Source organism: Brenneria alni, assembly GCF_003666245.1.
Lineage (GTDB): Bacteria > Pseudomonadota > Gammaproteobacteria > Enterobacterales > Enterobacteriaceae > Brenneria > Brenneria alni.
Genome location: NZ_MJLZ01000035.1, coordinates 26,591 through 48,840 on the forward strand (window position 1 = coordinate 26,591; position 22,250 = coordinate 48,840).

Consider the following 22,250-nt stretch of genomic DNA (forward strand, 5'->3'; position numbering starts at 1 on the left):
CTCGAAACGTTGCCCCAGCAAATGCAACGTTTTCACGCGGTGATCGACACGCTTTTTACCTGCGCGTAGAGCTGCTGATCCGGACGTAGCCCCAGATCATCACGTGCCCACGGCGTAATTCTTGCCCACAAGGTTTGATTACCGACAGCGAGCTTAACCTCGATCTGCGCCTCAACGTCAATGCACTCGATCACTCTGGCAGGAAGGATGTTGCGGATGCTGCTCACCATTGGCGGCTGCAATACCAGAGAGACATCGGCGGCATTGATCCTGATGCGCAGCGGAGTATTAATCGGCGCATCCACTCTTCCCACCCACAGGTGCCTATCGCCCAGCGACAGCGCCGTCATCGCGTAACGTTCATGGTGCGCAAGCACACGGACATTCAGTATGCTGCTCTGCTCTTCCCGCGGCAGCCAGGGACGTAACGCACTGCTGGCCCACACCTCCTCCAGTATACCCTGAGCTTTCACTCTGCCCTGATCCAACACCAGTACGCGATCCGCCAGCCGAAGAATTTCCTCCATACTGTGGCTGACATACAGAATGGGAATATTCACTTCTTTTGCCAGCCGTTCGAGATAGGGCAGCAGCTCGCGTTTTCTCGGCAAATCGAGGGAGGCCAAAGGCTCATCCATCAGTAGCAGCTCGGGTGCGGTCAATAACGCACGACCAATAGCCACACGCTGTTTTTCACCACCCGACAAGGTCAGCGGATAGCGATTCAGTATACGTTCAATGCCCAGTAGCCCGACAATATCATCAAACTGCCCGCTCATGGTTCTGGCCATACCATAACGTAGATTTCCGCGTACACGATAATGAGGAAACAGACGGGCATCCTGAAAAACGTAGCCGACGTGGCGCTTTTCCGGCGGCAGGAAAATATGCCGCCGGGTATCCACCAACACATGATCATTAAGCACGATATGCCCTGATGCTGGCCGGGTTAATCCAACAATGGCATTGATTAATGACGTTTTCCCCGCACCAGAGACGCCAAAAACGGCAGTAATGCCGCTGGCGGGTAAGTCCGCTTTTACGCTGAGATGCAGATCGCCAAGCTGCTGGTTAAAATCGAGTTGCAGCATTATCCCCCCAACCGCTTACGGCTCCAGTGCGTCAACCATTCCGAAATCAGCAGCGATGCCAGCGAGAGGGCGATCGCAATAATACACAGCCTCGCGGCGGCGGATTCCGCTCCCGGCGTTTCGATCAGCGTGTACATCGCCAGAGGGATGGTTCTGGTTTCCCCAGGAATATTGGAAACAAAGGTGATGGTGGCACCGAACTCACCCAAAGAACGGGCAAATGCCAAAACCGTGCCGACGACGATGCCGGGAAACGACAACGGTAAGGTGATGGTGAAAAATACCCGCCAGGGCGCGGCTCCCAGCGTTCGTGCAGCCTGTTCAAGACGCGTATCCACCGCTTCCAGCGACAAACGTATCGCTCTGACCATCAGGGGAAACGCGACAATGGCTGATGCCAGCGCGGCACCGCGCCAACTGAAACTAAAACTGAAACCAAACCAGTCGTGCAGCCAGGTGCCAATAATCCCTCGACGCCCCATGACGATCAGCAACAAATAACCAATGACAACCGGCGGCAACACCAGCGGTAGATGGATGATGCTATCAAGCAGCGATTTACCAGGGAACCGGCAGCGCACCAGAATCCACGCCATCAGTATCCCTAGCGGCAGGCTGCAAACCACAGCCACCACAGAAACCTTGAGACTCAGTTCAACGGCCTGCCACTCATAGTCACTTAACATCATTAACGGGGGGTAAATCCATAGCGTTTAAATATCTCAGCGGCTTCCGCCGTTTTCAGGTGGGCGTAAAAAGCCGTCACCTCCCGGTTTGTGTGATCTTTTACTATCGCCATTGGGTATTCCACCGGTTTATGGCTGTCCGTCGGGAACAACCCGATAACCTTCACTTTGTCACTGGCAACGACATCCGAACCATACACAATACCCAACGGCGCTTCTTCACGTTCAACCAGCGCCATTGCGGCACGCACGCTATTTGCGCGCGCCATCAGCGGAGAAAGCTCATCCCAGGCTTTTAAGTTTTGCAATGCTTCTTTGGCATAGATACCGACTGGCACATGATCCGGGTCGCCAACCGCCAGGCGTCCACCTTTCAACAGACTTTTCCAGTCGGTCTTATCATTAATAGCAATATCTTTTAGCGGGCTGCTCTTAGGCGCAATCACCACCAGTTCATTACCTAACAGCGTAGAACGGCTATCCGTATCTATCAGCTTTTTATCCTGGATGTAATCCATCCACTGCTGATCTGCAGAGATAAATATGTTTGCGGGCGCTCCCTGTTCAATCTGACGAGCCAGAGTTGACGATGAGGCAAAAGAGGCGACAACCACAACGTTTTTCTCTTTCTGGTACTGTGTCGCAATCTCTTGTAATGCGTTAGTCAATGAAGCGGCGGCGAATACCGTCACCTTTTCTTCCGCTGCCGTTGCCGGTACTGCCATTCCCAGACTGAACGCCAACGCAGCAAACCATTTTAACCATTGCTGTTTCATTCCCGTCTCCCGATAACCATCGTTGTGTAATGGATAATATAACGAAAATTCAAACAGTGTCATTCAGTTTATCGGCAACTTACGGGATCATGAGAAGAAGACGTCCGGCAGGACGCCGGACATCAAAATCGGGGAATGAGAAGTAAAATCAATGCTGCTTTTTAGCGGTGTGCTCTTCTGTATGACCAATTCTGGAAAGAATGTTAAACACCTCGCCCAGACCATAAATGGAACCCAGAATAATTGCCATCATGACCGGCACCATAGCTACTGCAAATAGCAGACTTATTAATAAATCCAACATGCTTACCTCACTTATCGCAACAGTGACGCCAGTCGCTCACTCAATGAACTGTTTCACCCTAATCTATCATAGGCATAATAACGGATTGGTAGTCTACTTCAACAACAGAAAATAGTGCTGCCATTCGTGCGATTTGCCCCTGATGAAAAAAATGACGACAATACAGGTTATTAAAATCAGCTATAACCCACCCGGACCCTTAGCCATGCAAGCTGAAATCCTTCTTACCCTGAAACTCCAGCAGCGTTTATTTGCCGATCCGCGCCGAATCGAATTACTCAAACAAATTCGTCATACCGGTTCAATCAGTCGGGGCGCCAAACTGGCAGGGATCAGTTATAAAAGCGCATGGGATGCGATCAATGAAATGAATCAGTTAGCGGAACAAACATTAGTTGAGCGCATGACAGGAGGGAAAGGCGGCGGCGGAGCCCAGATTACGCACTATGGTGAACGGCTGATTCAGCTTTATGACTTGCTCGCGCAAATTCAGCAAAAGGCCTTTGATGTATTGCAGGAAGACAATTTGCCGCTGGACAGTTTGCTGGCGGCCATCGCACGTTTTTCACTACAAACCAGCGCCAGAAATCAGTTTTTTGGAACCGTGCTCGCACGCAGCGATCAAAAGGTGCAGCAGCATCTGGAAATTTTACTCGCTGATGGTAAAACGTCGATTAACGCGTTGATTACCCAACAAAGCGCCGAACGCTTACTACTCACACCAGGTAAAGAAGTCTTGGTGCTGGTTAAGGCTCCCTGGGTAAATTTATGCGTGGGAATGCCGCCGGAGGCTGAAGCGGATAACGTCCTTCATGGGCGGATCAGCAGCATCCAGCCCGGTGCCGAAAACAGCGAGGTTCTGGTTACCTTGTCGGGGGGGGAAACGCTGTGCGCCACCGTCCCTAATGATGTTGTCGCACAACAACAGCTCAGGCACGATCGGGATGTCAGCGCTTATTTTAATGCCGATAAAGTCATTATTGCGACACTCTGCTAAACCGGCCCTCTGTCTGAGATACCATTAAGTTCCGAATTTTACACCCGTCGTAGGAAGGTAGAAAAATGTCGTTGTTGCAAATATCGCAGGGGTTATTCCGGCTAAGTGATACCCGCATGTTACGTCTGGATGAACTGACGCTCAGGAAAGATCAATGCTGGGCTTTTGTCGGTGCCAACGGCAGCGGAAAATCGGCGCTGGCGCGGGCCTTGTCTGGCGAGTTACCGCTACTGAGCGGTGAGCGCCGATGCGATTTTCAGCTCATCACCCGGTTGTCATTTGAGCAGTTGCAGCAGTTAGTCTCTGCGGAATGGCAACGCAATAACACTGACATGCTGAGTGCTGATGAAGACGATACCGGGCGCACGACCGCAGAGGTGATTCAGGATACGGTAAACGATCAGGCTCGCTGCCAACGTCTGGCGCAGCAGTTTGATATCGGGCATCTGCTGGATCGCCGTTTCAAGTATCTTTCCACCGGCGAAACGCGTAAAACCATGCTGTGTCAGGCGCTGATTCCACAGCCGGACTTGCTTATTCTGGACGAACCCTTTGACGGACTTGATGTCGCCTCTCGCGAGCAACTTGCCGCACGGCTGCCTGAACTTGCCAATGAGGGCTACACGCTGGTGCTGATCCTCAATCGCTTTGATGATATTCCCGATTTTATCAATCACGTTGGTATTCTTGCCGATTGTACGTTAACCCGTATCGGCAAACGTGAAGACATCCTTTCAGAAGCCCTTATTGCCCAGTTAGCCTACAGTGAAAAGCTGCAAGGCAGTGCCCTTCCCGAACCGGAAGATCCAAAGCTGTATTCGACGCTTCCCGCCCGCCAACCCCTTATCACGTTGCGCAATGGCATCGTGCAGTACAACGATCGCCCGATACTGCATGGGCTGACATGGGAGGTGCTGCCCGGCCAGCACTGGCAGATTGTCGGCCCGAATGGCGCAGGAAAATCCACCCTGTTGAGCCTGATTACCGGCGACCACCCGCAAGGCTACAGCAACGATCTCACGCTGTTTGGCCGCCGGCGAGGAAGCGGAGAAACCATCTGGGATATCAAACGGCATATCGGGTACGTCAGCAGCAGCCTGCACCTTGATTATCGCGTCAGTGTCAGCGTGCGTAACGTTATTTTGTCCGGCTTTTTTGACTCTATCGGCATTTATCAGGCGGTTTCCGACCGCCAGCGCCAGTTGACCGATCAATGGCTGGCCCTGCTGGGCCTTAACGGAGCCATCGCGGATACTCCGTTCCAATCTTTATCTTGGGGACAACAGCGGCTAACGCTGGTCGCCAGGGCATTAGTTAAGCACCCTGCCTTATTGATCCTTGATGAACCTTTACAGGGGTTGGATCCCCTTAATCGTCAGTTGGTTCGCCGCTGGCTGGATATCTTGATTGGGGAAGGCGTCACGCAGTTGCTGTTTGTCTCTCATCATGCAGAGGATGCACCGCAGTGCATTACGCACAGGCTAACGTTTGTTGCCAGAGATGACGTGTACGACTATCAAACGGAAGAAATTCATCCTGCTTCCCGTTAAGAAAAGCGATAAATAAAGATCCCCGATACGCTGATTGATTATCTCATTGCAAATCAGAATGCTGTAATGGACATAATGAAAGGAAATAGGAATGATAACGCTACCAGTCAAAAAAATTTCAGGTAGAAAACGGCGCTTATTTAAACTGATTCATACTTTGTATTTGCGCTCATCTGTTAAAAAAACGCCGGGAGCGTTTTTCAACCTTGTGTAACAACGGCCCAGAGAGGAGCGGGTTATCCCGGCCCGCCATAAAAAACCATCGACAACAGGTGCTGTTTTCGCTGTAGATCACCTTTTACAGCCACAGGCCATGTTATTTTTTGCCGAATCGTCACAACAGAGGTCATTATGAACGTTCTTGTTACGGGTGGAAGCGGTTACATAGGAAGCCATACCTGCGTACAGTTGCTGACCGCCGGGCATCAGCCCATCATTCTCGACAATTTATGCAATAGCAAAGCCAGCGTGGTTAAAACCATTACGCAATTGACGGGGAAAACGCCTGATTTTTATCAGGGCGATATACGCGACAGCGCGTTGCTGAATGACATTTTTTCCCGCCACGCGATTGAATCCGTGATTCACTTCGCAGGTTTGAAAGCCGTAGGGGAATCCGTTCAGCAACCGATTGGCTATTATGACAATAATGTTTACGGCACGCTGGTGCTGGTGGAAGCGATGAAGAAAGCCGGTGTAAAAAACCTGATTTTCAGTTCTTCCGCCACGGTTTATGGCGATCAACCCCAAATTCCCTATCAGGAAAGCTTCCCGACAGGTCATCCTGCCAGCCCTTATGGCCGCAGCAAGCTGATGGTCGAACAAATTTTGCAGGATCTGCAACACGCCGAACCTGACTGGAGCATCACACTGCTGCGCTATTTCAATCCGGTTGGCGCGCATCCTTCGGGAGAAATGGGAGAAGATCCACAGGGGGTTCCCAACAATCTGACGCCTTATATCGCGCAGGTTGCCGTTGGCCGCCGTGAGTCATTAGCCATTTTCGGCAATGATTACCCGACGGCAGACGGCACGGGGGTACGTGATTACATTCATGTTGTCGATCTGGCCGATGGGCATGTCGCGGCTATGAATGCGCTGCAAAACCGTGCCGGCGTGCATATTTACAATCTGGGAGCAGGCATCGGCTATAGTGTGTTGCAGGTGGTTGAGGCTTTCAGTCAGGCCTGCGGCAAACCGATTGCCTATCACTTCGCCCCACGTCGACAGGGCGATCTGGCCGCCTATTGGGCCGATGCGGAAAAAGCAGCCAACGACCTGAACTGGCGGGTAAAACGTTCACTGGAAGAAATGGCTCAGGATACCTGGCGCTGGCAATCCGCCCATCCTGACGGCTATCCAGACTAACTTAGCGTGTCACAGGAGCCGATCATGTTGAATGAAAAAACCACTGCGCTGGCGCCGGACGGTCAGCCATTTCAGTTGACCACATTACAAAATCTGGCTGGTATGCGCGTTTGCTTAATGGACTGGGGCGCCACCTGGCTTTCCTGTCAGCTTCCCATACAGGACGGTATCCGGGAAGTGCTGCTTGGCTGCGCATCACCTGAACAATATCCACAGCAGAGCGCCTATCTCGGCGCATCGATTGGCCGCTATGCCAACCGGATTGCCAATGCCACGGTTCGTTGCGGTGATGAAATCTTTCATCTGACAGCTAATCAGGATGAGCATCAGTTGCATGGCGGGCCGGAAGGGTTCCACACCCGACGCTGGCGCATTCTCAGCCAGGATGCGTCGCAGGTCACTTATCAGTTGCATTCACCGGATGGCGATCAAGGGTATCCGGGTCAGCTTAACGTGCAGGTATGTTATCGGCTGACCGAACATAACGCGCTGGAAATCGAATATCAGGCCGTCTCTGAAAAACATTGCCCGGTGTGCCTGACCAATCATGCCTATTTTAACCTTGATGGCAGCCCGACCGACATACGTAAACACCAGCTACAGCTGTTCGCGGATTATTACCTGCCGGTAAACCCTGCGGGTATTCCAAGCGACGATCTTGTTCAGGTACAAGGCACCGGGATGGATTTCCGGCAGCCTAAAACGCTGGAAAAGGACTTTCTACGGGACAAAGACCAGGTTGCCGTCAGCGGCTACGATCATGCCTATCTGTTGCACAGAACCTGTGGTTCCAGCGAAAGCCCGGCTGCGAATCTGTGGTCGTCCGATGGGCGTGTATTAATGAGCGTATTCACCAGCGCACCCGCATTACAGCTCTACAGCGGAAATTTTCTGGCAGGTACGCCATCGCGGGAAGGTGGAACCTATAAAAATTACGCTGGCATAGCACTGGAAAGCGAATTTCTGCCGGACAGCCCCAATCACCCGGACTGGCCACAGCCAGACTGCTGGTTGAAACCGGGAAAAGTTTATCGCTCTGACACGACGTACCAGTTTTTTTCTCAGTAACGGTTAGATGATTAACATTTAACTTATTGATAACATTGGCGGAGATGCTCTCTGCCAATTTACAAATCTCTTCAATTCCCTGCTTGCTCCGCGCAAATCCCGGCTATTACACTGCTATTACTTTCTGTAAGGATACGTTATGTCAGCATCCTGTTTATCGCCATCGTTCATTCATCATCTGCGTAACAAAGGCAGATGGGGATGGCTATTGGCGTTATGCTGGCTATTTCTGAATGCTCAACTGGCTATCGCCGGGCACCAATGCGATTTGGCAGTCAGTCATATTTCCCCATCCATGCAGCATCAGGCGCATCTGCAACAAACGACATCTCCTTCGTCTCACCATGATGTGATGCCAAAACCCCCGGCTGACCAGCAAACGCCGCTGTGTGAAAAACACTGTGTGCCAGATACCATCAAGCAAGACAATGCCTCTCTGGCGTTACTGGCAATCCCGGTCAGTAATGAACTGGCTCTGGTTGATCAACCGCGTGAAGTGAACTGCGCCACTCATGCCTGGTTCTCCCCCCCTGTTGCCGGTCCCCCGGCTGAAATCCGCTTCTGCCGCTTCAGAGAATAGCTCAACAACAGATAACAAACCTGCGCCGATTGGCGTAATTAATTGTTATTTATCGTTTTTATGGAGCTATTATTATGCATATCACTTACGTGGCGATTATCGCCAGTCTGCTTTTTTCCTCCCCCCGGTGGGCGAATGAACACCAGCACCACGTCATGACGCCTGTGGATACCACCGCCAGGATTTACCAGGCCACCGGCACGATTAAACAATGGAATGCCGATAGCGTCACCCTTTCCCACCGCCCTATTGCTGATTTGCAGTGGCCGGCCATGACAATGGCGTTCAGGCTGCCAGGCGCCTCCGGCGAATTTAAGCCATTACCGACGAATACGCCGGTTGCTTTCAGTTTTATCCAAAGCGATGGCAGCTATACCCTGACCACTATTACGCCACAGCAAAAATAGCCGGAAAAAAAACATGAATATGCCCAAACACCTCTCAGTAAGAGCGTGGCTGGCGATGTTGCTGTGGTTGCCTGCCGTATCCTTTGCGGCAGATCTGGATCTTGAGCAGGCTTTACAGGCGGCGGAACGCTATTCTGCTGACCTGTCTGCCAATCAGCACCAGATTAGCGCGCTGCAAAACATGGCTGACTCCGCCACACAACTTCCCGATCCACAACTCCGGTTTGGCGCTGAGAACCTGCCATTAGGCGGGAATAACGGTAGCCGACTGACGCGTGAAGGCATGACGATGCAACGTATTGGCGTCATGCAAACCTATGTCAGCAGCACCAAACGCGAAAACAAGGCGCAGACCTTCCGTGTGGAAGCCGATAGCCTGCGCAGCAATAGCGAGGCCATTCGTGCCCGTCTGCAACGGGAAACCGCACAGGCCTGGCTGGAACTGGCGCTGTCACAACAGTCGTTAAAACAAGTGCAGTTACTGGTTAACGAAAGCCAGCGGCAGATTTCATTGCAAAAAGCCAGCGTAGCGGCAGGCAGCGAAGCCAGCAGTGTGCTGGATGCTCGCCTGACGCTGGCGACAATGCAGGATAAATTAGCCGATGCCGAGCGGGATGTTCAGGTAGCAAAGACCAGGATGGTACAACTTACCGGTGTGCCGAATATCAACGTTCGTGGCGATCTCCCCCGCGTTGAACGTTTACCCGCTTCACCTGACGAACTGAGCACAACGATTCATCTGCACCCGGAAATGCAGTTGGCACAGCGCGAGGCCGAACTTGCGCAGGCGCGATCGGCCCAATCTGCGGTTGCAGCCATCCCCGATGTGGGCGTCGAGATTTATTATGCCAGGCGCGGGGATAACTACGACGACATGGCCGGCATGATGGTAACGGTCGATCTGCCGCTGTTTAAATCCAAACGGCAGGATAAAGATTATGCCGCCGATGTGGCCCGCAGCCAGGAAGCCCGTGACAGAGTACTGTTGACTGGCCGGGAGCATCAGGCACAGCTTGACACGCTAGTAGCGCAATATCAGGCGGCCCAGTCACGCTGGCAGCGTCAGAAAAATGACGTACTCCCGCTCCAGCAACAGCGCATCCGGCTGGTTCAAGCCCAGTATCAATCCGGCAGCAGCGACCTTGCCGCTGTTCTGGAAGCCCGTCGCTCAATGCTCGAAAGTCAGATCGCCACGCTGAACGCCACGCGGGAAATGGCTCAACTTTGGGCAGCCATTCGCTATCTGACCCCACAGGGAGCCCCATTGCAATGAATAAACCACTCGCAATCAGTCTGCTTACGCTGGCGATCGCCAGCGCTATCGGTATCGGTTATTTCTGGGGCAGTCAGCAACACCGGACGACCGCGATCGCGTCTCCGCTGCCGGACGAACACCGCGTGCTGTATTGGTACGATCCGATGGTGCCCGATAAGCGCTTTGATAAACCGGGTAAATCACCGTTTATGGATATGCAGTTAATTCCCCGTTATGCCGATGAAGCGCAGGATGACGGCGGCGTGATCATCAGCGCCCGCCAGCAGCAGAATCTGGGGGTGCGCACCGCACAGGCGGAAATGCGCACCATCCATACACAAACGCCAGGCTATGGCGCCGTAGCGCTTAATGAACGTGGCCTGCGCACACTGGTCGCGCCCAGCGGCGGCATTGTTGAACAGCTCAATGTGAATGCGTTGCAACAGCAGGTTAAAAAAGGGGAAACGCTGGCGATATTGTGGAACCCTGCCTGGGCAGCGGCGCAGCAGGAGTATCTGGCGGTACAACAGTTGGATGACCGTTCGCTGACACAGGCGGCGCGCCAAAAGCTGTCGCTGCTGTTTATGCCGGAATCCGTAATCCGTCAGGTGGAGCATAGCGGCAAACCACAGCCGAGAATGGCCATTACCGCACCAGAAGCTGGCTACGTGAACAAGCTTGAAGTCCGCGCCGGGATGCAGTTAACCCCTGCTCAACCGTTATTCGAGCTGGCAAGTCAGGATCTTGTCTGGGTAGAAGTCGATTACCCGGAAGCACAGGCGGAACAGTTGACCGTTGGCAGCGTGATAACGGCCAGCAGTCATGCCTGGCCGGGAAAAACATTCCACGGCACAGTCAGCGAGTTGCTCCCCGTGCTGGATAGCAGCACCCGAACGCTGAAAGCCCGTGTCGTATTGGAGAATAGTCAGCAACTGTTAAAACGGGGCATGTACCTGTCAGTACAGCTTGCCAGCCCAAAACCACAGCAGCGATTGATGATCCCTCAACAGGCATTGCTGATTAGCGGCAGCCAAAACCGGGTATTGCTGAGTGAAGGCGACGGCCACTTTGTGCCACGTAAAGTCACCGTCGGGATAACCCAGGACGATTGGGCTGAAATTGCGGATGGACTTAGCGAAGGGGATACCGTCGTAACATCAGGCCAGTTCCTGATTGATTCCGAAGCCAGCCTGCGCAGCTCACTCTCTCAATTTGGCAATGAACAACCGGAAAAATCCCCGGTCAGCGATCCCCATGCCGGGCATGGAGGCCACTCATGATTGCTTATGTTATCCGCTGGTCACTGAAAAACCGGCTGCTGGTACTGCTGGCTGCGTTACTTATGGCAGTCTGGGGGGTTATTTCCTTACAGAAAACGCCACTGGATGCCTTACCGGACCTTTCAGATGTCCAGGTGATTATCCGGGTGAGCTATCCGGGCAAAGCGCCCCAGGTGGTGGAAAACCAGGTCACTTACCCACTGACGACCACCATGCTGTCCGTTCCGGGGGCGAAAACGGTTCGCGGTTTCTCCATGTTCGGTGATGCCTACGTCTATATTCTGTTCGAGGACGACACCGATCCTTACTGGGCACGCTCCCGTGTACTGGAATATCTCAGTCAGGTGCAGTCCAGTCTGCCCGCTGATGCGAAAACCTCCCTGGGGCCTGATGCCTCCGGCGTCGGCTGGATCTATGAATATGCCCTCATCGACCGCAGCGGTAAGCATAGCCTGGCTGACCTGCGCGGATTGCAGGACTGGCTGCTCAGGTTCGAATTGAAAACCATTACTGATGTCGCGGAGGTTGCCAGCGTCGGCGGCATGGTGAAGCAGTATCAGCTAGTCGTCGATCCACAGCGGATGCGTGCACAGAATATTACCCATCAGCAAATTATCAGCGCCATTCAGGCAGCGAATCAGGAAAGCGGCGGCTCGGTACTGGAGTTGGGTGAGGCGGAATACATGGTTCGCACATCCGGCTATCTGAAAAATGTGCAGGATTTCAATCATGTAGTCATTACCACGCGTGACGGCATTCCCGTCTTACTGCAAGATGTCGCCACCCTGCGGGAAGGCCCGGAATTGCGTCGGGGCATTGCCGAACTGAATGGCGAAGGAGAAGTGGCGGGCGGCATCATTGTGCTGCGCTATGGCAAAAATGCGCTGGAGACGATACATGCGGTTAAGGCCCGGCTCAAAGAAATTCAGAAAAGCCTGCCAGCCGGCGTAGAAATCGTTCCAACCTATGATCGCTCCCACTTGATTGAACAGGCTATCGAAACACTGAGTCAAAAATTACTGGAAGAGTTTGCGGTGGTTGCGGTGATATGCGCCCTGTTCCTGTTTCATTTCCGCTCCGCGCTGGTGGCGATTATCAGCCTGCCGCTGGGGATCCTCGGCGCGTTTATTATCATGCGCTATCAGGGGGTTAATGCCAACATCATGTCGTTGGGCGGGATTGCGATTGCGATTGGCGCTATGGTGGATGCAGCTATCGTGATGATAGAAAACATGCACAAAGTGGTTGAACAGTGGAAGCATAACAATCCGGGGAAAAATCCGCAGGACAGGGAGTGGTGGCAACTGGCTGAACGTGCCGCGACTGAAGTTGGCCCGGCGCTGTTTTGCAGCCTGTTGATTATCACGCTCTCCTTTGTGCCGGTTTTCTCGCTGGAAGCGCAGGAAGGCCGCATGTTCTCACCGCTGGCTTTCACCAAAACCTATGCGATGGCGGTTGCCGCCGGATTAGGGATCACCCTGGTTCCGGTGCTGATGGGCTATTTTGTCCGGGGAAAAATTCCCGATGAGCAGGCTAATCCACTGAACCGCTGGCTGATTGCTTTATATCATCCGGTGCTGCAAAAAGTGCTGAGTTATCCCAAAATTACCTTGCTGATTTCCGGCGTATTGCTGCTGCTGACACTTTTCCCACTCAACCGCCTCGGCAGTGAATTTATGCCGCCGCTGGATGAAGGCGATCTGCTGTATATGCCGTCGACTCTGCCCGGTATCTCTGCACGGGAAGCGGCGCGATTGTTGCAGCAGACCGACCGGTTGATCAAAACCGTTCCTGAGGTTGAGTCGGTTTTTGGCAAAGCGGGCCGGGCTGAAACCGCCACCGACCCCGCGCCGTTAACCATGTTGGAAAGCACCATTCGCCTGAAACCCCGTTCACAGTGGCGACCGGGAATGACGATGGATAAGCTGATTGCCGAACTGGACAGCACCGTCAACCTGCCAGGGATTGCCAACGTTTGGGTGCCGCCGATCCGTAACCGTCTGGATATGCTGGCAACCGGCATCAAAAGCCCGGTAGGAATCAAGGTGAATGGCAATAACTTGCAGGATATCGAACGTATTGCGGCGCAAATCGAACGGGTGGTGAAAAACGTACCGGGGGTGACATCCGCGCTGGCTGAACGCCTGGCCGGAGGCCGCTATATCGATATTGATATCGACCGGCAGCGGGCGGCCCGTTACGGCGTTTCGGTAGACGAATTACAGTCTCTGGTATCCACGTTGATTGGTGGGCTGAATATAGGTGAAACCATCGAGGGCCGCCAGCGTTATCCCATCAATATCCGTTATCCACGGGAATTGCGTGACTCATTGGAAAAACTACGGGATTTACCGGTGGTGACCGTGAGCGGTGCCCGCGTTACGCTGGCCGAACTGGCCGATATCCGCGTCAGCGAAGGCCCGCCGATGTTGAAAAGTGAAAATGGCCGACTGTCTGACTGGATTTATGTTGACCTGCGAGGCCGGGATCTGAAATCTGCCGTAGAGGAGATGCAGCAAATCGTTGCCCGGCAGGTGACGCTGCCTGAAGGGGTTTCACTCAGTTGGTCGGGGCAGTTTGAGTATCTGGAGCGCGCAACGGAGAAAATGAAAATTGTCGTCCCCTTCACGCTGCTGATTATTTTCGTGCTGCTGTATGTCACTTTTAATCGGGTCAGGGATGCGCTACTGATTATGGCTACCCTGCCCTTTGCGCTGATTGGCGGGGTCTGGCTGCTCTATATACTTGGCTATAATCTGTCTGTGGCCGGGGCGGTGGGATTCATCGCATTGGCCGGTGTTTCAGCCGAATTTGGCGTCATTATGTTGCTGTATCTCAATCATGCAGTGGAAAAACACCGCGTGCCGGGGCAGCCATTATCACGCTGGCAGCTTATGGATGCCATTCATGAAGGGGCGGTATTGCGTGTGCGGCCTAAAATGATGACCGTCGCAACGATCATGGCCGGTCTGCTGCCCATCATGTGGGGAGGGGGCAGCGGTTCGGAAATTATGCAACGGATCGCCGCCCCAATGATTGGCGGTATGGTCAGCGCGCCGCTGCTTTCCATGCTGGTGATCCCGGCAGTTTATCTGTTATTGCATAAGGATGATCCGAATTAGCTGAAACGATAAAGCCAGAGCGTGATTTTGAGCAAATATCGTGCTGATAAATGATGCCGCCAGCGACTATCGATTGCCGATAGCCGCTCCGCGCCCCTATAATGAGACCAGTTATCACAGAAATCTTAGAATAGGAAGGAGTTTGGCTATGGCTGTAACTAAGCTGGTACTGGTAAGACACGGTGAAAGTCAGTGGAACAACGAAAACCGCTTCACAGGCTGGTACGATGTTGATCTGTCCGACAAAGGTCGCACAGAAGCAAAAGCCGCTGGTAAGTTGCTTAAAGACGAAGGTTTTGCTTTTGACTTTGCTTACACCTCCGTGCTGAAACGCGCCATTCATACACTGTGGAATATACTGGACGAGCTGGATCAGGCCTGGCTGCCAGTGGAAAAATGCTGGAAACTGAATGAGCGTCATTACGGTGCGCTGCAAGGTCTGAACAAAGCGGAAACCGCAGAGAAATACGGTGACGATCAAGTGAAACAGTGGCGTCGCGGCTTTGCTGTCACGCCACCGGAACTGACTCGCGACGACGAGCGTTTTCCAGGGCACGATCCGCGTTACGCTTCTCTGAGCGACAAAGAACTGCCGCTGACTGAAAGCCTGGCACTGACTATTGAACGTGTTGTTCCTTACTGGAATGAAACCATACTGCCACGCATCAAAAGCGGTGAGCGCGTCATTATCGCGGCTCACGGCAACTCCCTGCGTGCGCTGGTTAAATACCTGGACAACATGGGCGAAGATGAAATTCTTGAACTGAATATCCCAACTGGCGTGCCATTGGTTTATGAGTTTGATGAAAACTTTAAGCCGATCAAACATTACTATCTGGGTAATGCTGATGAAATCGCCGCCAAAGCCGCTGCGGTAGCGAATCAGGGTAAAGCCAAGTAATCAGGCTGCTCTGATAAAAACCGGCTGTTTAGCCGGTTTTTTTATTGAAACACTATCCGGTAATTACTGGCGGCGGCGGTCACGCACTGCCGATGCCAACTGACGCAACAGTACTTCCGTATCTTCCCAACCGATGCAGGCATCCGTCACGCTCTTACCATAGATCAACTGCTCACCGCTCTCCAGATTTTGGTTACCTTCCACCAGCGCACTTTCGACCATCACGCCCATTATCGCTTTTTCGCCCTGCGCAATCTGGCGGCTGACGTCTTCACATACCTCCATCTGCTTTTTGAACTGTTTGCAGCTATTGGCATGGCTGAAGTCAATCATCACCTGTGGCGACAGTCCGGCTTTTTCCAGACCCGCCTTGACCTCTTTAACATGTTCCGCACTGTAGTTCGGCGACTTACCACCGCGCAGAATGATGTGACAGTCGCGGTTACCACTGGTATTAACGATAGCCGAATGTCCCCATTTGGTTACAGACAGGAAACAGTGTGGCTGGCTGGCGGCATTAATCGCATCGATGGCAACCTTGATAGTGCCGTCTGTACCATTCTTAAACCCGACCGGGCAGGACAGGCCAGAGGCTAATTCACGATGCACCTGAGATTCAGTGGTTCGTGCGCCGATCGCCCCCCAACTCATCAAATCCGCCAGGTATTGCGGTGTGATCATATCCAAAAACTCCCCGGCGGCAGGCATACCGGAATCATTAATATCCAGCAACAGTTGACGAGCCATGCGCAGACCATTATTGATCTGAAAACTATGATCCATATAGGGATCGTTAATGAGTCCTTTCCACCCCACCGTCGTGCGGGGTTTTTCAAAATAAACCCGCATTACCACTTCCAGATCGTCGTTCAGTTCATGACGTAACTTGAGCAAGCGGGCAGCATATTCCCTGGCGGCTTTAGGATCGTGAATAGAGCAAGGGCCAATAACAACCAGCAGGCGGTCATCATTACTGTTAAGGATTTTGTGAATGGCATTACGTGCGAACGATACAGTTTCTGCGGCATGGTCGGTGGCCGGGAACTTCTCCAACAAGGCGACGGGCGGTAAAAGTTCCTTAATTTCTTTAATTCTTAAATCATCATTTTGGTAATTCATAATAATTCCATTATTCCAGATCGGTATATTTAAAACCCACATCCAACGCACGCCATCTATATCCAAGATAGCTGATAGATTGAGAAAAAACTGTCCATATTTTACAAAGACTATTATATATCAAACTGGCGATTTAATGGCTCTGAAATAGAGCGGTGTTTATATAACAAAATGATTTCATATGTAAAAAAAACTTTATTTCTGCCATACAGGCAGGATAAGTTTTACCGAACTTATTGATAACACAACGTGGTAATCAGCAGTACACTTCCTCTCTGTCGACTGGAGCACAGTGAAGATGCAATCAGCTTATACACAACTCAGGATAGACTATGGCACACACCCACGCAGAATCGGGCAACAGTAAACGTTTGTTAGCTGCATTTATTATTACTACGACTTTCATGGTGGCAGAGGTTATTGGGGGGCTACTTTCGGGTTCACTGGCTCTGATCGCCGATGCCGGTCACATGCTGACCGATGCTGCGGCCTTATTCGTCGCTTTACTGGCTGTTCGTTTTGCGCAGCGAAAGCCCACTGTACATCATACGTTTGGCTACTTGCGCCTGACCACGCTCGCTGCTTTTGTTAATGCGCTGACACTGGTGGCGATTACCGCGTTTATATTCTGGGAAGCCATTCAGCGCTTCTATGCGCCCCAGCCAGTGGCCAGTGTTCCTATGCTGATTATTGCCGTTGCGGGTTTGCTGGCGAATATTGCTGCGTTCTGGCTACTGCATCACGGCAGTGGAGAAAAAAATATTAATGTCCGGGCGGCGGCGCTGCATGTACTTGGCGATTTACTGGGTTCAGTTGGCGCCATTATCGCCGCATTGATTATTATGTTCACCAACTGGACACCCATTGACCCGATTCTATCAGTATTGGTGTCCTGCCTGGTGTTACGCAGTGCATGGGCGCTGATGAAAGAGAGTATTCATGAATTACTGGAAGGCACGCCAAACCAGATAAGCATTGATGCGCTAAAGAAAGATCTGCGCATCAACATACCAGAAGTCAGGAATATCCATCATGTACATCTATGGCAGGTTGGCGAAAAACCTCTCATGACGCTACATGCGCAAGTCATTCCCCCTCACGATCATGATGCGTTGCTGAAACGCATTCAGGAATATCTGCTGGAAAATTATCAGATCGGTCACGCCACTATTCAAATGGAGTACCAGCACTGTGATGATGACCACTGCGATATCCATCATGAGCAGAGTCATCATCACCATCATTAATTTAAGCGTCGGGGCAAAACAGGCTCCTGACCGGGAGCCTGTGGTTGGTAACAACGATTCAGGCTCTTATGCTTCGGTAGACAAAGGTCTGGAGTGGTTTTCCCGAGCGCTTTTAAGCCATAGCCTGGAACCATTCAATGCAATCAACGTCAGAATGGCGTATTCCACTGCCATAGCGTAAACCCCCTGATAGGCGAAAATCACTACGCTGATAACGTCAATGACCACCCACAGTAGCCAGTTTTCAACATACTTACGCGTCATCAGAACCATTGCAACGATCGACAATACCATCATCGTCGAATCCCAGAACGGGAAGGCATCCGGCTGTAACGCTGGCATCTGCGTACCTAATCCCAGAGCTTGCATACCGGAAACCGCAATCCGCGTCAACACAGCGAAAACTGCGTCAATATAAAGCGTCATCAGCCCGATAGCGACCACACACACGGCGAACCAGCCGATCAGTTTCGGCAACGGAAGCCAGCGAATTTTGAGTTCCACTTCGTGCGAATCTGTTTTGCGCGTCCAGGCATACCAGCCATAAATATTGGCGGCAAAAAAGAAAATCTGCAACAGCAGGCTGGCATAGAGCTGAATCTGGAAAAAAATCACCGCAAACAGCGTGACGTTAATCAAACCAAACAGGTAGTTAATGGTTTTTTCCAGACTCGCCAACCAGATACAAAGTAGCCCAAATAACGTACCGATCGCCTCTATCCAGGAAAGATCGTATCCCCCTGCTCCCAAAGGGATATGAACCAAAATATTACCGGTACTGAAAAAGTCCATCTCGCTATCCTGTCTTAATGATCATTGCGTGAATTCTTATTTTACGTATAAATGAAAATGAAGATATATCAGGCATTTCCGCGTACACGTAATTTCAGTGTAGCAGCGAAATCGAGCATCCGGTTCAAAGGAATCAACGCCCCTTCCCTTAGTGCGGCATCGACATGAATTTCATGCGCCTCGCCATGCTGTTCCAGACCGTTGGCGATCGCTTCTAAACCATTCATCGCCATCCAGGGGCAGTGCGCGCAACTGCGACAGGTCGCACCCTCACCCGCAGTCGGCGCTTCCAGTAAAGTTTTACCCGGACATGCCTGCTGCATTTTGTAGAAAATACCGCGATCGGTCGCCACAATCAGCTCCCGTTGCGGCAAGCTTTTGGCTGCCTGAATAAGCTGACTGGTTGAACCGACGGCATCAGCCATCTCAACCACGCTCTGCGGCGATTCCGGGTGCACCAGAATAGCCGCATCAGGGTACAGGGCTTTCATGCGTTTTAAAGACTGGGTTTTAAATTCATCGTGCACAATGCAGGCCCCCTGCCAGCACAACACATCGGCGCCAGTTTGCTTTTGCACATAACTTCCCAGGTGACGATCGGGCGCCCAGATAATCTTCTCACCCAGGCTATCCAGATGTTCAATCAACTCCACCGCGATGCTGGAGGTTACGACCCAATCAGCACGCGCTTTTACCGCGGCTGACGTGTTGGCATACACCACCACGGTGCGGTCAGGATGGCTGTCACAAAAACGGTTAAACGCGTCGATTGGGCAACCAAGATCGAGCGAACATTCAGCTTCCAACGTTGGCATCAGCACGGTTTTTTCCGGATTGAGGATCTTTGCTGTCTCCCCCATAAAACGAACACCCGCAACCAACAGCGTTGATGCGGGGTGCGTACTGCCAAACCGCGCCATTTCCAGTGAGTCGGCGACACACCCGCCTGTTTCTTCTGCCAGGGATTGAATTTCCGGATCGGTATAGTAGTGCGCCACTATCACCGCATTTCGCTGCTGCAATAATGCTTTTATCCTGCTACGGTAATGTTGCTTTGCTTCAGCCGATAACGACTTAGGCTTGGCAGGAAAAGGATAAATCGTGTCATTGCTATCAAAAAGGATGCTCATTATGGATTCCCATGATGACAACTCAGAGATCTGAAACAGCGAAAAAACACAATTCAGATCATAATGTTTTATATCCTAAACAAAATAGCGAAAAAAAAGCATGAAGTCGCGCTATTTTTGCGTAAGAACCGATAGCTTGTTTATTCGACTTAAAAAAAGATAAAACCAGATTTGACGACGCACTAACCAAAGAGTCGATGCCAATACAACGATATGGGAATGACCAGAAACAGCGCGGGCAAGAAGTTTACGACAGCGAACAATTTAATCTGTGCAATTCGTAACCCGACAGCAATCATAATCAAACCACCGCAGGCAGAATCGCCGTACTTTTGAGATTAACTACTATTACAACGCTCATAAGCCCGGAACAAAAGAAAAAATTGTCGATATGACGATGAATGACTCTGGGGTCAGAGATACAAGACGAGTCTTGAAAATCAGTATGAACGCCGTGATGAGCACATTAAAAAGCTCGTTCCGAGGCAAGTAACAAGCAAACCCATTGTCTATGACTATCTCACCCTGATGTGTGAACTGGATAAGCAATGGTCATTGGTGGGGAATAAAAAACAGCAGCCCTCTGGCTTTGGTCAAAAAAAAGCTCGTTATAGCCCTAACCACAGTGAGAATCAGAACGAACAACCATCTTGGTTTTATGTTCCGGCAATCGATGTCCACGATGGTGGCATCGGTCAGCGCGGTGAAGAAAAAGTGCTCTTGCTTGTCTTCGATAGAGATGCGATACCACATCAGCGCCACGGTCGGCAACATTCCGCCGGAAGTCAGCGCGTTATACAACAATTGCACCGCCTTGTTCATCCTATCTGAAACAGGAGTTACGCCTTGTCGTAATTCCCTCCACACGAGGACGCAACACTGCAACCACAGGCAAGCTGCGCTGGTTCGAATACCATGGGGCGCCCATTATGAATTGCTGAACCCTCGCCGCCGGAAACCAGCGGAAACGTTCCTTTGTGAGCAGGACATTCCGCGTTATCGCCAAGCAGACATTGCGGAATGCCGTTAACCGGAAAACCGCTGGCTTCGATCATTTTCCCGCCCCCAGAATGAGCGTCTCCCAGACGAATCGCTCCACGTCCCGACATCTTCTTTCTCCTTGTTTTTATATTCTTGGCGGCAGCACCTGCGGATCACGCTGACGTACCACTTCAAGGAAACGGTCAAGCAACTCATCACGTTCGGTCACTTCACCGGGCTGGCAGGTAATAGCGGCATAAGGTGTTTGCATCAGTGGATGGTCGATGTGGGCTGGATTAGATAGCCCTACGATTTCACGCAGCCGCAATACGGCCAGGATTTCCGTGGGATGCACCGCAAGGAATACAGAGTTGAACTCGAATTGTTTAGCTTGCTGGTTGGCTTCGCGCTCGGTCACAGCAATACGCTCGACGTGAGTATCGCAGGCAGCGAGCAGAACAGGTAAAAGCTTGTCCGGGTCGGGTTCGCGCCAGTGTGCCACTAGTTGCCCCCATGCCGGATCGCGTGGCAGCGCATGTTTGTCCAAATCAAGCGGTTTTCCCAGCCAGTCGCCGATGATAGTCAGACCGAAGGCGGCGTAGCGTAGTGTAGTACCGAGGGGGGGGTTATGACCGTCACCTAAACCATAACCTTTATCAATACAATCAAACACGGTCTGATAATAAGGGGGAACCAGTTCAGACTGTCCAAGAGCCAATACTCCCAGCATAGTATGTGTACAATCATCCAACGTACCGATAAACAGTTGGTCGGGGGATGTTAAAATTCTTAGATCGACGACTTCTGAAAACAAATTCCGCGCAAACCCAAAAGTCATTTGCTTAATAGCATCTTTTGAATTGTATTCACGGGCGGCAAGCAAACTGAATCTAATTGCCTGCATCCCATAATCAAACAGATCTGTACATGCATGACCCACGCTACCTTCCCCAGAAACATACCGCTGTAAGCGATTCCCGTTTATTGGCCACGCGTCGCTAGCCCAGTTTGGCACTTGGGGCAATATTTTATCTAATCGACTTTTAATTTTCGCCATATTTTGTCCTTACTACCACGTATTTAACTGAATACCCGTGCCATTGCCAGCCAATTGACTGAGCGCGCCCTTTGAATCAAAAAAAACTTGCGCATGAATATAAGCGACCTTGTTATCTTTAGAAGCATCACGGATAGCATCTATCTTTCTTAGAACGTCAGGATCAACTTCACTCATTTTCTCCATGGTCCATCCATTACGACCTCTACGTATTTTCCCCATAATATCAGCAACTTTACCTGCTCCTGTCCCCTGAGTTTTATTAAATCCCGGTGTCTTAGCCCCACCCAATGTGGCCTTGGTTTCAATCACCAGCAGCGTGTCTTCCGTGAAGTTTAGCGTCTGGGTCGGGGCGGGAGTGCCATTTGCCCCATCCATTGAATGCTGCATACTCTTCGACGTAGGCGACCGCACGGTCAGCGACGGCGGCGGCGGTACCCACACCAGCATATCCAGGCCTTGGCCGCTCTTGTTCGTCAGACCGAACCGGTTTGGTACACCCGCTTTATTACTGTAACCAAGAATACGCTGGGGATTGA

22 protein-coding genes and 2 pseudogenes are annotated in these 22,250 nt (G+C 51.7%); 12 read left to right on the top strand and 12 right to left on the bottom strand.

What is annotated here, in order from left to right; genetic code table 11:
- Positions 1–32: 32 nt before the first annotated feature.
- The 4 genes from modC to BIY29_RS14650 all read right to left on the bottom strand — a co-directional run bounded on the left by modC (position 33) and on the right by BIY29_RS14650 (position 2,857).
- Positions 33–1,091, bottom strand: a complete 1,059-nt coding sequence (modC, locus tag BIY29_RS14635; protein WP_121575834.1) for a molybdenum ABC transporter ATP-binding protein ModC — start codon at positions 1,089–1,091, stop codon at positions 33–35.
- Positions 1,091–1,780: a molybdate ABC transporter permease subunit gene (gene modB / locus BIY29_RS14640; protein WP_121575835.1), complete on the bottom strand. Its 690-nt coding sequence runs from the start codon at positions 1,778–1,780 to the stop codon at positions 1,091–1,093. Before modB ends, modC begins: the two co-directional genes overlap by 1 nt.
- A complete protein-coding gene (gene modA, locus BIY29_RS14645; protein WP_121575853.1) occupies positions 1,780–2,553 on the bottom strand; it encodes a molybdate ABC transporter substrate-binding protein in 774 nt (257 codons plus the stop codon). Before modA ends, modB begins: the two co-directional genes overlap by 1 nt.
- Before the next feature lie 148 nt (positions 2,554–2,701).
- Positions 2,702–2,857, bottom strand: coding sequence for an AcrZ family multidrug efflux pump-associated protein (locus BIY29_RS14650; protein ID WP_121575836.1), 156 nt, complete (start codon positions 2,855–2,857; stop codon positions 2,702–2,704).
- A gap of 205 nt (positions 2,858–3,062) precedes the next feature.
- Between BIY29_RS14650 and modE the strand changes: the two genes are divergently transcribed.
- The 10 genes from modE to gpmA all read left to right on the top strand — a co-directional run bounded on the left by modE (position 3,063) and on the right by gpmA (position 15,385).
- Complete coding sequence (modE, locus tag BIY29_RS14655) at positions 3,063–3,854, top strand: molybdenum-dependent transcriptional regulator (RefSeq protein WP_121575854.1); 792 nt, start codon at positions 3,063–3,065, stop codon at positions 3,852–3,854.
- A gap of 65 nt (positions 3,855–3,919) precedes the next feature.
- Positions 3,920–5,404, top strand: a complete 1,485-nt coding sequence (gene modF / locus BIY29_RS14660; protein ID WP_121575837.1) for a molybdate ABC transporter ATP-binding protein ModF — start codon at positions 3,920–3,922, stop codon at positions 5,402–5,404.
- Between the two features lie 351 nt (positions 5,405–5,755).
- Entirely contained in the window at positions 5,756–6,772 is a 1,017-nt protein-coding gene (galE, locus tag BIY29_RS14665) for a UDP-glucose 4-epimerase GalE (protein WP_121575838.1), read from the top strand.
- A 24-nt stretch (positions 6,773–6,796) separates the two neighbouring features.
- Positions 6,797–7,840 (top strand): galactose-1-epimerase, encoded by a 1,044-nt coding sequence (galM, locus tag BIY29_RS14670; protein ID WP_121575839.1) that lies wholly within the window; start codon positions 6,797–6,799, stop codon positions 7,838–7,840.
- 139 nt (positions 7,841–7,979) lie between these two features.
- Entirely contained in the window at positions 7,980–8,420 is a 441-nt protein-coding gene (locus BIY29_RS14675; RefSeq protein ID WP_121575840.1) for a hypothetical protein, read from the top strand.
- A gap of 74 nt (positions 8,421–8,494) precedes the next feature.
- Positions 8,495–8,827: a copper-binding protein gene (locus BIY29_RS14680; protein WP_121575841.1), complete on the top strand. Its 333-nt coding sequence runs from the start codon at positions 8,495–8,497 to the stop codon at positions 8,825–8,827.
- Between the two features lie 13 nt (positions 8,828–8,840).
- The gene (locus tag BIY29_RS14685) at positions 8,841–10,100 is read left to right on the top strand and encodes a TolC family protein (RefSeq protein ID WP_121575842.1); all 1,260 of its coding nucleotides are present in this window, start codon (positions 8,841–8,843) and stop codon (positions 10,098–10,100) included.
- Positions 10,097–11,362 (top strand): efflux RND transporter periplasmic adaptor subunit, encoded by a 1,266-nt coding sequence (locus tag BIY29_RS14690; RefSeq protein WP_121575843.1) that lies wholly within the window; start codon positions 10,097–10,099, stop codon positions 11,360–11,362. The genes BIY29_RS14685 and BIY29_RS14690 overlap by 4 nt, the downstream gene beginning before the upstream one ends.
- Positions 11,359–14,484, top strand: a complete 3,126-nt coding sequence (locus tag BIY29_RS14695) for an efflux RND transporter permease subunit (RefSeq protein ID WP_121575844.1) — start codon at positions 11,359–11,361, stop codon at positions 14,482–14,484. The genes BIY29_RS14690 and BIY29_RS14695 overlap by 4 nt, the downstream gene beginning before the upstream one ends.
- 148 nt (positions 14,485–14,632) lie before the next feature.
- A complete protein-coding gene (gpmA, locus tag BIY29_RS14700) occupies positions 14,633–15,385 on the top strand; it encodes a 2,3-diphosphoglycerate-dependent phosphoglycerate mutase (RefSeq protein WP_121575845.1) in 753 nt (250 codons plus the stop codon).
- 63 nt (positions 15,386–15,448) lie between these two features.
- Here the strand turns inward: gpmA and aroG are convergent, their stop codons facing one another.
- Entirely contained in the window at positions 15,449–16,504 is a 1,056-nt protein-coding gene (gene aroG / locus BIY29_RS14705) for a 3-deoxy-7-phosphoheptulonate synthase AroG (protein ID WP_121575855.1), read from the bottom strand.
- Positions 16,505–16,836: 332 nt separating this feature from the next.
- On the opposite strand from aroG, the gene zitB reads away from it, so the two are divergent.
- Positions 16,837–17,751 (top strand): CDF family zinc transporter ZitB, encoded by a 915-nt coding sequence (zitB, locus tag BIY29_RS14710; protein WP_121575846.1) that lies wholly within the window; start codon positions 16,837–16,839, stop codon positions 17,749–17,751.
- Between the two features lie 66 nt (positions 17,752–17,817).
- Here zitB and pnuC read toward each other — a convergent pair whose 3' ends face one another.
- The 3 genes and pseudogenes from pnuC to BIY29_RS14725 all read right to left on the bottom strand — a co-directional run.
- Positions 17,818–18,543 carry a nicotinamide riboside transporter PnuC gene (pnuC, locus tag BIY29_RS14715; protein WP_121575847.1) on the bottom strand — a complete coding sequence of 242 codons (726 nt, stop codon included), beginning with the start codon at positions 18,541–18,543 and terminating at the stop codon, positions 17,818–17,820.
- A 68-nt stretch (positions 18,544–18,611) separates the two neighbouring features.
- Positions 18,612–19,673 (bottom strand): quinolinate synthase NadA, encoded by a 1,062-nt coding sequence (gene nadA, locus BIY29_RS14720; protein ID WP_121575848.1) that lies wholly within the window; start codon positions 19,671–19,673, stop codon positions 18,612–18,614.
- 182 nt (positions 19,674–19,855) lie between these two features.
- Positions 19,856–19,993: pseudogene (locus BIY29_RS14725) on the bottom strand (DUF554 family protein); the annotation flags it as partial.
- 77 nt (positions 19,994–20,070) lie between these two features.
- On the opposite strand from BIY29_RS14725, the gene BIY29_RS21130 reads away from it, so the two are divergent.
- Complete coding sequence (locus tag BIY29_RS21130) at positions 20,071–20,166, top strand: IS1-like element transposase (protein WP_476695670.1); 96 nt, start codon at positions 20,071–20,073, stop codon at positions 20,164–20,166.
- A 173-nt stretch (positions 20,167–20,339) separates the two neighbouring features.
- Here BIY29_RS21130 and BIY29_RS20675 read toward each other — a convergent pair.
- The 4 genes and pseudogenes from BIY29_RS20675 to BIY29_RS20265 form a co-directional block, all read right to left on the bottom strand.
- Positions 20,340–20,495, bottom strand: a pseudogene (locus tag BIY29_RS20675) (type VI secretion system tube protein Hcp); the annotation flags it as partial.
- A gap of 17 nt (positions 20,496–20,512) precedes the next feature.
- A complete protein-coding gene (locus tag BIY29_RS14740) occupies positions 20,513–20,782 on the bottom strand; it encodes a PAAR domain-containing protein (protein WP_121575851.1) in 270 nt (89 codons plus the stop codon).
- A gap of 17 nt (positions 20,783–20,799) precedes the next feature.
- The gene (locus BIY29_RS14745; protein ID WP_205680349.1) at positions 20,800–21,492 is read right to left on the bottom strand and encodes a hypothetical protein; all 693 of its coding nucleotides are present in this window, start codon (positions 21,490–21,492) and stop codon (positions 20,800–20,802) included.
- Positions 21,493–21,723: 231 nt separating this feature from the next.
- The coding region (locus BIY29_RS20265) for a hypothetical protein (protein WP_205680350.1) at positions 21,724–22,250 on the bottom strand (527 nt) is incomplete at its 5' end.